Annotated in this window: 10 protein-coding genes and 2 pseudogenes; 6 read left to right on the top strand and 6 right to left on the bottom strand. The window is 40.1% G+C overall.

Translation table 11 applies throughout. From position 1 onward, the window contains the following. Positions 1-240 precede the first annotated feature (240 nt). Positions 241-792, top strand: a complete 552-nt coding sequence (locus GTQ43_RS09705) for a peptidoglycan-binding domain-containing protein (RefSeq protein ID WP_265272410.1) — start codon at positions 241-243, stop codon at positions 790-792. An 81-nt stretch (positions 793-873) separates the two neighbouring features. Here GTQ43_RS09705 and GTQ43_RS09700 read toward each other — a convergent pair whose 3' ends face one another. The 3 genes from GTQ43_RS09700 to GTQ43_RS09690 all read right to left on the bottom strand — a co-directional run bounded on the left by GTQ43_RS09700 (position 874) and on the right by GTQ43_RS09690 (position 5,445). Then, positions 874-1,530 carry a DUF4276 family protein gene (locus tag GTQ43_RS09700; RefSeq protein ID WP_265272409.1) on the bottom strand — a complete coding sequence of 219 codons (657 nt, stop codon included), beginning with the start codon at positions 1,528-1,530 and terminating at the stop codon, positions 874-876. Next, positions 1,527-2,621 (bottom strand): AAA family ATPase, encoded by a 1,095-nt coding sequence (locus GTQ43_RS09695; RefSeq protein WP_265272408.1) that lies wholly within the window; start codon positions 2,619-2,621, stop codon positions 1,527-1,529. The genes GTQ43_RS09700 and GTQ43_RS09695 overlap by 4 nt, the downstream gene beginning before the upstream one ends. A 403-nt stretch (positions 2,622-3,024) precedes the next feature. Next, positions 3,025-5,445: a sucrose synthase gene (locus GTQ43_RS09690; RefSeq protein ID WP_265273719.1), complete on the bottom strand. Its 2,421-nt coding sequence runs from the start codon at positions 5,443-5,445 to the stop codon at positions 3,025-3,027. 975 nt (positions 5,446-6,420) lie between these two features. Here GTQ43_RS09690 and GTQ43_RS09685 point away from each other — a divergent pair. The 4 genes and pseudogenes from GTQ43_RS09685 (at position 6,421) to GTQ43_RS09670 (ending at position 10,296) form a co-directional block, all read left to right on the top strand. Further along, a complete protein-coding gene (locus GTQ43_RS09685) occupies positions 6,421-8,367 on the top strand; it encodes a calcium-binding protein (protein WP_265272407.1) in 1,947 nt (648 codons plus the stop codon). 382 nt (positions 8,368-8,749) lie between these two features. Further along, positions 8,750-8,911, top strand: a pseudogene (locus GTQ43_RS09680) (IS4 family transposase); the annotation flags it as partial. A gap of 84 nt (positions 8,912-8,995) precedes the next feature. Beyond that, on the top strand, positions 8,996-9,850 hold the full coding sequence (locus tag GTQ43_RS09675) for a uroporphyrinogen-III synthase (RefSeq protein WP_265272406.1): 855 nt from the start codon (positions 8,996-8,998) through the stop codon (positions 9,848-9,850). A gap of 146 nt (positions 9,851-9,996) precedes the next feature. Further along, complete coding sequence (locus GTQ43_RS09670; RefSeq protein ID WP_265272405.1) at positions 9,997-10,296, top strand: ferredoxin; 300 nt, start codon at positions 9,997-9,999, stop codon at positions 10,294-10,296. 237 nt (positions 10,297-10,533) lie between these two features. On the opposite strand, the gene GTQ43_RS09665 is transcribed toward GTQ43_RS09670, so the two are convergent. Continuing rightward, entirely contained in the window at positions 10,534-10,983 is a 450-nt protein-coding gene (locus tag GTQ43_RS09665; RefSeq protein WP_265272404.1) for an Hsp20/alpha crystallin family protein, read from the bottom strand. Between the two features lie 780 nt (positions 10,984-11,763). Here GTQ43_RS09665 and GTQ43_RS09660 point away from each other — a divergent pair. Next, entirely contained in the window at positions 11,764-12,084 is a 321-nt protein-coding gene (locus GTQ43_RS09660; protein WP_321162441.1) for a multidrug efflux SMR transporter, read from the top strand. Positions 12,085-12,193: 109 nt separating this feature from the next. Here the strand turns inward: GTQ43_RS09660 and GTQ43_RS09655 are convergent, their stop codons facing one another. Then, positions 12,194-13,210 (bottom strand): FecCD family ABC transporter permease, encoded by a 1,017-nt coding sequence (locus GTQ43_RS09655; RefSeq protein WP_265272403.1) that lies wholly within the window; start codon positions 13,208-13,210, stop codon positions 12,194-12,196. Positions 13,211-13,562: 352 nt separating this feature from the next. Then, positions 13,563-14,188, bottom strand: a pseudogene (locus GTQ43_RS09650) (4Fe-4S single cluster domain-containing protein). Positions 14,189-14,305: the final 117 nt, after the last annotated feature.

The raw sequence follows: 14,305 nt of genomic DNA, 5'->3' as shown, positions 1-14,305 counted from the left end.
AGCAGTATTTTTGCTGGCAGTATAAATATGATAAAAACCGCATCAGCATATCAAGCATGAAACCAAGCTAACAAGGCAAATTTGTTTGATGGCATTCCCAGACGATCGGATAGTATGTTATTGTCTAAACCGTTGATTTAAACACCATATTTTAAAATTTTTTTAGTCAGTATGCATTATCCCAGACAGCAGCAATGTTGTTAGTTAAAAGAAATATTGGTTGAAGTAAAATAAACTACAATGAATGAAATTAGCCTGATGATGACGGGCGTGTTAACAATAAGACAAGCATTTGGGGCCAATTTGCCACAGCAGCAAATAGTTCAGATGGGAAATGACGTAAATCAGTCAAAACAGAGCGAGTTAGAGATCGCTGCTCTAGTTACACCACCTGAATTTATGCATACAGATGAGATTTTCCAGACTTCTCCCTCAGCGATCGCACTTAATAAAGAACATATACTTCAGAATATCAGCAAAAAGAATCAGTTGCTAGCTGCTTCTAACTTAGGAAAGTCTAAAAAATCTCAGTCTGGAGATCGAGACCGTACAAAGGCTAAAGGACGCTTCCAGAAGTTGAGTAGTCAACCTATGCCGACTCTTTATTTTGGTAACTCTGGTGTTGCTGTCAGAGTTTTGCAACGGCTTTTAGTAGCTAACGGTTATGCCGTTAGAGTGGATGGGATTTATGGCGCACTGACTGAGACTGCTGTTAAAGCTTTTCAAAACCAGCAGAATTTAGGAACGGATGGAATAGTTGGTCAACGTACTTGGCGAGCGTTGACAATTTAAGTAAGTGTGACAAGGGGATGAACTTTTAAGCATTTTATGGAATATTTTAGAAATGGAAATAGATGTCACAATATATTCTCTTCAAGCGTTACCACCGCTTATATTTTCAAGACGCGTCAACCATTGATTAAAATGTTGGCACTGCTGACGTATTGCATCTAACCCAATATCCATTGCAATCAAAGAGCCATGTAATGGCTTTTCATATCCAAGGCAACATCTGATAATTCGTTTAGATGGGGCTGTTGTCGGTCTTTCATTAATATGTTCAGGTGAAAGGAATAAGTTACGCTCTGCTTGTAGACTATCTACTATGCTTTGGTCAAACCATGCGAGAAAAGCTTGTGGATTGCTGTACAGGAGTCCCTCAAACTCATGAACCAGTAAATTGGGGATAAAATTTTGGTGTTTAATGTCTGCACTCATTCGCTGCTCAAGATATTCAGCTTTCTGAAATGGGTCATTCGTACTAGGCAGAGAACTGCTTCCTGGAAAATCATTTGGCAATCGATATAAATCAAACATCGTAGTGACGAAGGCCAAACTATCCTCAAGGCATTTACGATTCAATTGCGGCTTGATCTTTGCATAGCTCACTACACCGCCCTTACTTATTGAGCTAGTTTGCACAAGAATGGGGTTGAGGTATATATCTTTTCGCTGAAGATGCTCATAAAGTACTTCTTTGACAAAAGTTTCTTCCGTCTGTCCTTCTACAAAAACATGTATTCGGATCATCGTGAAGGTCTCCCGCCAAGGATGTTCTTCTTCCATAGTTCTCCTAAGCTGTAGTCTTCAAGCCACTCGTGTAAATCATCCTCATTCAATCTTCGGAGTGATGATTTACCATGATCGCGATCTACAACAATTACATCTTCCGCCCTAAATTCATTGAGCAGTTCAACCGACTGAGTTGAAACAATAACTTGTTTTTCTTTTGCGGTGGAGCGCATTAACGATGCAAGAACAGTAATTGCATACGGGTGAAGACCTAGCTCAGGTTCATCAACCAAAATGGTTTCGGGTTGAAGGGAAGTAGGTTGCAAAAAGACTGTAACAAGGCAGATAAAACGAAGTGTTCCATCCGAAAGAAGATGAGCTTTAAACGGAATATCTTGACCTTGCTCGACCCATTCCAACTCGATCACCTCATTGTTTTGTGGAGAAGGACGTAGATAAAAATCACCAAAGAAAGGAGCAACAAGTCGAATTGTTTTGACAATTCGCCGATAAGATTCCGAATAATTTTCACTTAACAAATATAGGAAAGCTGCAAGATTCCGTGCGTCAGAACGCAAGTAAACATTATCATTAATCTTGTGTGGTTGCTTCACATAAGCGCTGTCGCTTGTATCATGGAAATGATAAACCCGCCACTGCCGCATGGTGGGCAATATGTACTGGTCAATTCTTGTCCTGGTGCCCCGTAAAGCCTTACTCTCAAAATGACCACTACCGAGTTCACGCTCACCGCTCATGTTCCACCAAAAAGACTCTTTGGAAAACATCAGACGGTTGTCTTGAGTTGCTTCAAGCGTAGCGAAGTACCCGTTGTTTCCAAAATAAAGCTCAATCTCTAATTTCTCAGTTGTTTTACGTCCAAAATGCAAGATCGCATCAGGGCCACCCTGGCGGCTTACCAAAACTTGCAGATTCTTCTCAAGCATCTGCTGAATCATGTGAAAGAAGCCTATGAAGTTAGATTTACCTGCACCATTACATCCAATAAGTACGTTTAGTTTCAAAAGCTTAAGGTCACATTCAGCAATAGACTTAAAGCCCTTCAAAACAATCCTTGATAGTTGGCTGTCACTGGTCAGATCCCTCATACAATGGTTTCCTGATTTTGAAGCTTTTGGGCTGCTTGTTTCACAAATAGACCTTAATAGTAATTGTGATTTAGCTCATCTAGCTAGGGTCAGCACATTTTATCAAAAATTTCTCATATATTCGCATTAAATATTGCTTGTTGACAATATTTTATACATAGGCGTAGCCCCTCGTAGACATCGTTTTTGGATCTGGAACACCAATTAAAAAGTAAATTCTTATTATTGCGTTAATACATAAATAAAGATTTTTGTCCAGAGTAATTTAGATATCCTTACTATACGGTTTAGTTAAGCCCGAAATCCTTTGTAGAGACGTTGCATTGCAATGTCTCTACATATCAAAAACTCTTAACCCAAGCGTATTGAGTTAAATATAAAACAGCTTATCCCTTCTAGCTTATTATCGGTGTTTATGCTGCTCTAATAGCTGTTGCGCTCTTGGCTTGTAAATTAAATAGAATAAAGCCTCTATATAGCGCAACAAATCCTGCCGATTCTCCTTAGAGGTAAAGTTCCAAAAACCATAAATCCGTGCTAATGATAACAGCTTGGTCGTGTGAATTTTCCAAGTATAGGTGCTGTAAACCCGGTCAATTCCTCGCTGGGAAATTTCATTCCAATAGTTAGGATTTTGTTCGCATCTTTTGATAAAGTCTACGATTTTTGTGGCTGTATCTTCTAAATTAGTCGGGTTAATATAAAAACCATTCACCTTATCTTGAATAATCTCCAGTGGCCCACCAAACTGCGTTGCAAAAGTTGGTAATCCTGAAACCATCGCCTCTAAAATTGTCAAACCAAAAGCTTCAAATAAAGCTGGTTGGACAAAAATTCCTTGACGATCGCCAATGACTCGGTAAATTTCGCCAGAATCAGTTTTAGTGAGGCGTACACCCAACCAACGAATCTTCCCGTGGAGATTGTACTGGTCAATTATCTGGTAGAGTTTAATAATTTCGTCCCGTTCTTCGTTGTCGCCTGATTCTTCTACACGTAACTTACCTGCCACCAAAATTAAGTTGCAGTGTGACTGTAATTCCTTACTTTGACCAAAGCATTCAGCTAAACCTGTGAGATTTTTGATGCGATCGAGACGCGCCATTGAGAAGAGAGGACGCTTGTTAGGCTCGTCGAGTTTACCAAATATTTGCGCGGGATCTTCTAGAGTAAAGAGTATTTCTGCAAGGCGTTGGCGATCGCTCTCTACTCGATCTTTAGTCTGGGTGTAGGGGAAATAGTTATTCTCGTTGACTCCAGGCGGTACAACATTAAATTTGGGACTAAATAATTCAATCCCATTTGTTACATGATACAACTCTGGCATGGTGAAGCACTTGTAAGACTCATACTGTCCCACACTATCCAGTGTACCGACAATTTCTTGGTAGGTGCTGCTAATCACAAAATTGGCAGCATTCATTGCGATTAAATCGGCGGTGAATTGCAATGAAAAATGATATTTATCTTCCAATTCTTGCCAGTAGAGGTTACTGAATAAATATTTAGATTTTTCCAAGGCATGGGCAACATTGCATTGGGTAACTTTCAAACGCCGCGCCAGCAAGAATGCTACTAAATTCCCATCAGTATAATTGCCAACTATTAAGTCGGGTGTGCCGTGAAATTCTGCCCGTAGTTCTCTTTCTGAGTCAATGGCAAAAGTTTCTAGATAAGGCCAGAACTCAAACCGGGAAATCCAGTTTTGAGTCATGTTAGGATTAAATTCCCGTAAAGGGACTCGTAAAATCCAAGCATTTTCAGTACCATAAACTTTTTCCAATCGTTGATTACACAGAGTGCCATCACTATTGGGAATCAAGCGAGTGAGAATAATTACCTTTGGCTCGACATTCAATCCCTCTAAACCAGCTAGTAAAACATCTTCTTGTAGCTGCTTCTCTAAACTTTTTGCCTGGTCAAGGACGTAAACTACCTGACCGCCTGTATCGGGACGACCCAAAACCCCCTCTTGTCCAAACCAACCGTGAGCTGATACCAAGACGATTTTAAAAATCATCGGGACGCGAGAGATAAAGGCTGCAAGACTTTGAGGATCGGGAGAATCAATTAATTCATCGAGAAGATTTAGAGTTTCCCGGACGCGTCCTGCGGTGTTACCCCAGCCTGGTTCAAAACCCATTGTTTGTAATTGAAACCGGAATTGTTCGTAGGGTTCATCATTGGGGCGATTATTTACAGAACCAATAGCTTTCTTAACTTGCTCGGAAAGTTGCTGCTGTGATTGAATGCGATCGCTAATCAGCAGTTGAACACCATTGTAATGGTGCAGACGCAAGAAATTAAATAAGCTATCTAGTAATTGTTTGGAGTCTTGAAATAGCTGGCTGGAAAGATAGCGGTTGAGAAACTCTACTCCTTTACCAATATTTTTGGGGTCACGAATCGTCGGAGAGTAATCATAAAAGGGCCCAAAGTCCAATTCTAGCAGGTCGCCGTCGTTAGGATGAAATTTATTCACCAAGCGATCGCGCAAATCCAGCAAATCCTGCACTGTCATCGGCTCAATGCTCAAGTCTGATGTCAACCAATAGACTTCTTGGCTAGCAATCTTAGAACGGATGATAAAACAGAAGTTAGATTCTTCCTGAATAATTTCTTGAGTATAGTAAAGCAGTTTGCCTAATTCGGAGGAAGTGTAATAAGCCTCTGGTTTCTGTGACTTTGAACAATACTCGCTATATACATTAAGTATGTCATTCCGCAGTAAGTACTTCTTTTCTTGTTGGCGTAATTCACTCACAAAAGAACGCAAATCACTTTTTTCTTCACTATCTAAGACTGCTTGCAGCAATTCAGACATGGCAACTCCACTAAATGATGATGTTTGCATTGTTGACTTTATAAGGCGAGACAAATAAGCCTCTACTTTTTCTTAAACTAGATATAAACATGAAACAACACAGAGAAATCATATTTATCTATTACCGACAAGTATCAAATTTTTAGCAGACACTTAAATCATGTTCTACTTTAATTAAAGTATCTACGACTCAGGCTTTTTTGCTCTAACTAAAGGAATACAATTTTTATTTCTTTTGATAGATGTTAGTAAATAAACATTACTCATAAAAGGTTCTGTGCGTTGAACGATATAACCTGCGATCGCTTGCAAAAGAAAGTAAAGTTTAGTGTCAAAAAAATCTTCTCTGCTGACAGAGTGATAACCTATTAATTGAAGCCTGATAGCTTCCCTTTAGTTAAGAGGTAAAAAAGCTAAAGACGCTGTTATATCTCAATGTATTTACTTCAAATAACAGCAAAACCTAACTTGAATGCTGATATCTTGTCCTCGTACAATGCTGCTTAAATAAGCCGCCTGTTTGAAATATATTGAACCATTGAAAAAAGCGTAATTACTAATTCGCTTTACGGTAATATTGTGTAACCTAATAATTTGGTATTGTTTTTACCAAAGTGTAGGTTTTGGGGTATCAATATTCAGACTTAATTGATTGACATATTTTACAAAATTGCCATTTACTCAAAAGAGCATTAATTAAGAACCTGAAATAATTTATTGCTCTAATATGTCTGTTATTGGTGTGCAGCTTGGAAGACTATAGATATTCTTGAAAAACGTTAGGCAACTATTAAGATAGTACCATTAAACCCATCAACAGGGTCAATCTTCACACAAAACTTGTGTTGCTTCATAGCTACATAAAATCCGCCAATGTGCAAAACTTTGGCAAATCATTAGTGCATAACAATAGCCTAAATGCCAATTGAAAACTTAAAAATTGTATAAAACTTTGATTTAAAGGGAGACACGTTTATGGCAATTATTAAAGGGACAGATAACAAGAATTACATTGATTTCCTATATGGTGGTAATGAGAATGATACTATCATTGGATATGCGGGAAATGACAACCTCTATGGAGGCTTAGGTGATGACTATCTGTATGGTGGTGAGGGGAATGACAACCTCTATGGAGGCTTAGGTAATGACTATCTTTATGGTGGTGAGGGGAATGACTATTTAAACGGAGAAGAGGGTAATAATAGTCTATACGGAGAAACAGGTGATGATTCCTTTTATGCTGCCAACTCCTCTGGAAACAACCTTTTAGATGGTGGAGGGGGAAACGATCAACTTTACGTTTATAGCTCGACTGGAAATAACACCCTCAAGGGTGGAAGTGGAAACGATACCTTAGATATTTCCTTTTCTTATGGAAAAAATATCTTAGATGGTGGTTCTGGGGATGATAGTCTTTCTGCTCGTTACGCCGTAGGAAACAATACCCTCCGGGGTGGAACTGGAAATGATTATATTGGAGCTAATTTGTCTGCTGGTAATAATGTTCTCGACGGAGGTGATGGAAATGACACCCTTGACATTAATTATCAATGGAAAGGCAGCAATATAGTTTCAGGCGGAAACGGAGCAGATACGTTGTATGCCTATGAAGTTCAAGGTGCTAACACTCTCAATGGTGACAGTGGTGACGATTCTTTCTATATTAGTAGCCCAGAGAACATTGTCTATTCCTTGGTAACTCAAACAGTTGATGGCGGGACAGGTAATGATTACTTGTATATTGACTATAGTAATGCGATCGCTGGCATCACCTCAACATACAACCCTACCACTAACCAAGGTTTAATTACTGCTGATACAAATCAAGTCCGTTACAAAAATATCGAACGATTAGAGATCAAAGGTACGGGCTATGACGACAATATTGTAGGCAGCAATGGCGACGATATACTCAGTGGCGGTAATGGTGGCAATGACACCCTCAATGGCGGTGCAGGTAATGACATCTTACGTATTAGCGACAATTCACGTAATAACAATATTGTCTATGGTGGTACAGGTAATGACTTGTTATATGCAGAAGCTACAGGGGGGACGAGCCTACTAGATGGTGGCGATGGCAATGATTATTTATCCATTGCTACTAGCTACTCCGGCTACTTTGGCAGGGGTAATACCCTGAATGGTGGTGCAGGTAATGATACCTTAAATGGTTACGCTACCTATGGTGGTAGCTTACTGAATGGTGGTGCAGGTAACGATCTCATTTATGCAGACTCTTCATCTGGTACGAATATCCTAGATGGTGGCGATGGAGATGATTATCTATCTGCTACTGGTGCTAGCTTCCACTTCAATAACACCTTTTTCACTTTGAAGGGCGGTACAGGTAATGATACCTTAAATGCTAACTCTTCATTTGGTACTAATACTCTCGATGGTGGCACAGGTAGCGATCGCTTGACTGTTGAGAATTCATATAAGAATAACTTGCTAAATGGTGGCGATGGTAATGATTACCTATCCGCCTTTGGTGCTGACGGTAATAATACTCTCAACGGTGGTAATGATAATGATGTTTTAATTGGTGGTGATGGGAGTGATGTATTGATTGGTGGTGGTGGTAATGATTCCCTAACTGGTGGTGCAAATCAGGATACCTTTGTTTTCAATAGTTATAATCAAGGGCTTAATACTATCTACGACTTCAGTACCATTGACTACATTCAAGTGTCTGCTACGGGTTTCGGTGGCGGTTTATTACCAAGTTCAATCCTTCCTAGTCAGTTTACCCTCGGTACAACTGCAACAACAAAAGATCAGCGATTTATTTTCGATAGTAGCTCAGGGGCGCTTTACTTCGACCAAGATGGCAGCAATAGTGGATTTACTCAGGTAAAATTTGCCCAATTAGATGGTGTATCTTCACTAAGTGTCAGCAACTTTGTAGTTGTTTAATCAATTTTGGTTTTCTTGATATCAATGCTACGCAAGCTTTTCATGAATTCACCGAAATAGTTCCTCGGCTTAGAGTAAAAAAAGTAATAATCGCACTTCATTTCAGAAGATCTGTCCGCGCAGCGTTCCCTAGGGAGAGCAACTGCTTAAAAGTTATGGAAAAAGAAATAAATATTTATTTCGAGATGCGTAGCGCATATTTAATACGTCCTTACTTCAATCCCCTAGATTTATCTCTCTTGGTTACTCAGCACTCAGTACTCCTGAATGTTTCTCCCTAGTATTGGGTTTTCTCCAGAAATAAGGAAGTTCAAAGCACTCAAAGAACAAGAAAAAATACTTGCTGGCAAAATCATGATGGTAGTGGAAGCTTTTAGCCATCGCCCTGCTCACAAAACGGCTTTTAGGTTTAGCCTATATCTGGGTGGGCGACACGAACGGTGTACAAATCCAAGTTCTCGCTACTTGGATTTTTTATGCTGTTCAAAACCTTTTGTGTCTCGATGTAGCGATCGCTTTGAATCAACCACTAGACCTGATTTCTTTTGTAAATTCAGTAACGAGGTCAATATTCACACCACTTATACTTCACCAAATACCGCTAATCACGCTTACCACAACCAATGGAATGACAAATCAACAAATGTACATCCAATCCAGAGAAATCAACTTGCTCACTCCATCTAGAGAATTACCTCTATATGGCAAAAGAATTTTAGTAACAGCGCCGAGAAATTATGCTTATAGGTTATCTGAACAAATCATCAAAAAAGGTGGTTTTCCGATTTTCATGCCTACTATCGAAACCTGCTATTTATCCAACTACGCTAGGTTAGATACTGCTCTGAAGAATATAGCAGAGTTTGATTGGATTATCTTCACAAGTAGAAATGGCATTACTGCATTTTTTCACCGAATCAATGATTTAAATATTCCTGTATCTATAGTGCAAAAATGTAAATTATGTGCATTAGGAAAAGACGCAGAAAGCTTATTGTCTTTTTGTAGCAAAGTAGATTTAATCCCTACAGAATCTAGCCCTGCCGGAATTGTGGCGGAATTAGCGAAACTTCCGCAAATTCACGAGACAAAAGTGCTGATCCCTACCCCACAAGTTGTAGGTTTGCCTGAGCCTGATATCGTACCTAATTTGATTACGGATTTGCAGAAATTAGATATAGAAGTAACTTGCGTACCCACATATATCACGCAGGGTTTAGATAAAAGTATCTACGGGATTGAATTAAATTTGATACATCAAGGAATAATTGATGTTATTGCCTTTAGTAGTACGGCGGAAGTAGAAAGCTTTTTGACAATGGTTAACTCACCAAGTGATTATGAACGTTGCATTGTTGCATGTTTTGGCCCTTATACAACTGCCAATGCACAAAATTTGGGTGTAAATGTCTCCATCGTGTCTAGAGATTATAGTTCATTTGAGGGATTTGCTGAAGCGATCGCAACATTTTTTTCTCAATGATTTCAGTGTAGAGCTTTTGGCCCCACTAACCCCACTTCCTACTCCCCACTCTTACTACTTTTGGTCAACCAAATTTCACTCTAGACTAGTAGCACATAAACCCGTAGGATCAACAATGTAGTTCACATTTAACTAGGGATTGTTACATGGCAACTTATAAAGTCACATTAAAGACTCCAGATGAAGAAAAAACAATTGAAGTTTCTGATGATGATTACATTTTAGAGATCGCTAACGAAGAAAATGAAATGGACTTGCCTTACTCCTGTAATGCTGGTTCTTGCTCAACCTGCGCCGGGAAGCTGATTTCAGGTACTGTTGACCAATCGGATCAGAACTTCTTAGACGACGAGCAAATAGACGCAGGATGGGTTCTTACCTGCGTTGCCAAGCCTACTTCTAACTGTGTAATCCAAACCCATCAAGAAGATGCACTTAACGGTTAAGTGAGAAAGGTAGATTTAAGAAAGAGCAAATTTTGTCGGGTGCATTAGAACATTCGTTCTAGCGCGCCTAAAATCTGATGTGATACCGTACTCTCGGCAATAACACACTTTAGAAGATTTAAAATTTTGCACTTTCCTAGGAAAGATTTATGGGCTAAGTAATTCACAGTAAAAAGCGCTCCCTTTTGGGGAGCGCTTTTTATTTAGTTTAATCACCAGCTAGCAGATATGAGAAAATTAGCCAGATGATGCTAGATTAACTTTAACGACTTTGTTCTTTTCTTCTTCAGCTTTGGGTAGCGTCAGGTTCAAAATGCCATCTTTATAATCTGCCGTGACATTCGTATTTTGAATCCGAGCAGGTAATGGGATCACACGTTGAAACTTTCCGTAGTGGAATTCGCTTTTGATCGTACCTTTCTCTTCAGATTTAGCTTCATACTTCCGCTCACCACTGAGATATACAGCATTGTCTGTAACTTGCAAATCTAGGTCTTTAGTTTCAATTCCCGGAAGTTCTAGTTTGAGATGAATTGCATCTTCCGTTTCTTTTAACTCAGCAGCAGGAACTCTAGAGAAGCCTCTCTCCAGGAATGTAGAGGACAAAGTATCTTCATCAAATAAACGATTTATTTGGCGTTGTATTGTGTTCAATTCTTGCCAGGGATTCCAACGTACTAATGTCATATTTCCACCTCGAATAATCAGTGTCTTTGCTATCCAACTAATTGAGGATTTATTTCCTTACTTCTCATACTATTTAAAAATAAAAGTGGTGTAAATTCGGTTGTTTTCACCTGATTGATGATGATTACCGAACCAGAAATACCCCTTTTCTAAATGTATGGTAATCTGGATTAAGAAGATTCGGTAATTTCGACAAAAGAGACTTGCAATCTAAAAATGTATAATTATACAGGACTCCTATTTGATTCTTGAACAAAATTAGGTGTTGTAGGGGAGCCAGTGGGTTGCGGTGAATCCAGCGCTCTAGGCGGGTTTCTCAACCTAGGCGACTGGTGAACCCGAAGGGAGATTCCCTCCGTTGTAACAACTGGCGTTGTGTTAGAACAAAGTTTGTAACGCACCATTATCAAGGGTTTGATGCCGTACTCTCCGCGATAACACCCTACTGATCTTTTCAGACATCAAACCGGATTCCTATACTACAGCAATAATATGAGTACGAACTAATATTAATTAAATACAGCAATCCTAAATCATTTGTGAAAATTACATATCCTTTCTTCTCTTTGCGTCCTTGGCGTACTTGGCGGTTCGTTTCCTTATTTATATTTTTCACGACTCATTTAGGACTGCTATATAAACTTGATTTATCAATAAGTCTGGGAGTTCGATTACTCATACTTAAAATATTTATTCAATCAAGAATATTAAGCAACCCCATTGTATTTTATTGTTTTCATGGGGATAATAAGTATTACGAACAAAGCGCTCACAAAAAATATGTCAATTAGTTGGATTTACCTCATCGCCGCAATCCTTTTTGAGGTTTCAGGCACAACTTGTATGAAGCTATCACAAGGATTTACTAAGTTAGTTCCTTCTATTTTAATATTTGTTTTCTATGCACTTTGTTTGAGTTGTTTGACCATTGCCCTCAAGAGAATTGAAGTAAGTGTGGCTTATTCAGTCTGGGCTGGATTGGGAACTGTCATAATTGCGATCGTTGGTATTATTTGGTTTCGCGAATCTGCTACATTGATTAAACTTTCGTCAATTGCCTTGATAGTTGTCGGGGTAATTGGCATCAATGCAAGTGAATGAAAAGTTAGATCCCCGACTTCTTAAAGAAGTCGGGGATCTGGACACCGTGAATTTTCACAAATCAGATAGGATTGCTATAGCTTGTCGTTATATAATCTCTGGATAATTACTATTTATTAAACCCAGCAGAACGACGATAAAGTAACCAGATAAATAGCGGTGAACCCAGTAAGGCAGTGACAGAACCTACTGGTAGTTCTACTGCTCCTAATCTAGAAAGTAAGTCTGCAAAAGTCAGTAAGCATGCACCTGCAAGAGCGGAAAGTGGTAAAACAAAGCGATGATCTGTACCAACGATGAGGCGGACACCGTGAGGCACAACAAGACCAATAAATCCAATCAAGCCACCGATGCTGACTGCACCTGCGGCTAAGAGAGTGGCGACACCGCCAATTAACAGGCGCGATCGCATCAACGAAACGCCCAAACCCACAGCTAAATCATCGCCCAAAGCCAGCACATTTACCGATCGCGCCAGTAAGCATCCCCCGATTAATGCAACAATAATGTAAGGGCCAGCCGTCGAAATTTCTTGCCAACCCCGTCCATTCAGGCTACCGACTAGCCAACTAAGGGCAATTTGAATTTGGCCGTCTTCAGCTGAAAGCAACAATGTACTTTGGACAGCACCAAATAAAGAACTCACCGCCACTCCGCCTAAAATTAACCGCTCAACCGAAATTCCCGACCCCGCGCGACCGAGTAAAATAACGATCGCAGAAGTTAAAATTGCTCCCATCCACGCAGCTAGAGGAATTGCGATCGGGAATATTTGCCACACAATCATCACAATCACAATTAATCCAGCACCTGCTGAAATGCCCAAAATAAATGGATCTGCAAGACTATTGCGTAACATCCCTTGCAGTAATGCTCCTGACATTCCCAAAGCCGCGCCGACAATGAGAGCAGCTGTAATCCGCGGGAGACGTAAATCCCAAAGAATTGTCTGTTTAACCGGATCGCCTTTGCGGAGTATAGCTTGCCAAAATTCCGACATACTTAAGGGTACTGCCCCTTGAGAAAGCGATAGTGCTAACGTTACCACCAGTGCTGCACTAAGAAGGAAAACAGCCCAAATTACCCGATGTTCTGTAAAAATTGTCTTAAATGGTCTTGGGGACATAATTTGTAATTCGTAATGGGCTACGCCCCGCTACGCTAACGTAATTCGCAATTACTAGGGATTTCCAGGAAATAAATTATCCAAATGAACGAACCACGGAGGCGAGGCAGTGCGTTGGGCGGGCAATGCCCGACTTGTTCGCGCAGCGTCTCCGACAGGAGAAGCAACTGCCGTCCAGAGAACACAGAGAGAAGAGAAATAGAGAATGATTAAAAAGCACTCCGGGGTAGGTTGGGTTGAGGAACGAAACCCAACATTTTCAAGGCTTTGTTGGTTTTCACGACCTTAAACCCAACTTACAAATCTTCAAAACCCACGTAGTATTGCCATGACTCTGGTTACAAATTACGAATTATTCCGTCAATTCCAGCCCACCTTGATAGCCCGTGACAATGCGCCCACCATCCTTGAGAATGTGGACTTCTATCTGGTCGCTAGCCCAAGTAATTTGGTCTTGGAAAGCCGGATTTAACACCCGAACCCGTTGATTGCTAGAAGAAACTGGAGAGTTAGGAGAATTAATTGCCAGAGATTGGACAAAAGGCCCGTCAATTAGAATATCAAGTTGTTCTAACAATTCTTGGGAACCTGGGGGCGCAGATTGAGACTGTAGTTGCTTGAGAGTGAACCCAGAAAAAGACATTACATTTAACCCAGCAGCTTTTACTTTACGCGCTAAAGATGCCAATGCAGTTGCTTGCCAAAAGGGTTCTCCACCAGAGAATGTTACACCCGTATTGTGGCGATTGTTGAGAATATTTTCGGCAAGGGTATCAATAGCAATCAATTGGTTAGCTTCAAATGACCAGGAGTTAGTATTAAAGCAGCCAGGACACTCACGAAGACAACCTTGTACCCAGACAACTGCACGACAACCAGGACCGTTAACTTCTGACTGATCGACGTAACCCATAATGTTGAGATAGCCAGGGGAATATCCATGAGTGCTAGTGATGGGTCAGTTGGCTTAATTTCCATCTCTTCAACTCCTTTTTGCGGTTGTCTGTAACTGTTAACTATAGCGAATCGACTCTTGGATAACTGTGATAAATGACAAATGACTAATTTCTGCTCCCAGCAGCATTTTTCAGATAA

Origin of the sequence: Nostoc sp. KVJ3, from assembly GCF_026127265.1 — a bacterium.
In the GTDB taxonomy this organism is placed as follows: Bacteria; Cyanobacteriota; Cyanobacteriia; order Cyanobacteriales; family Nostocaceae; genus Nostoc.
The sequence above is the reverse complement of the archived record's forward strand: the minus strand, read 5'-3'. Positions and strand labels throughout refer to the sequence as shown.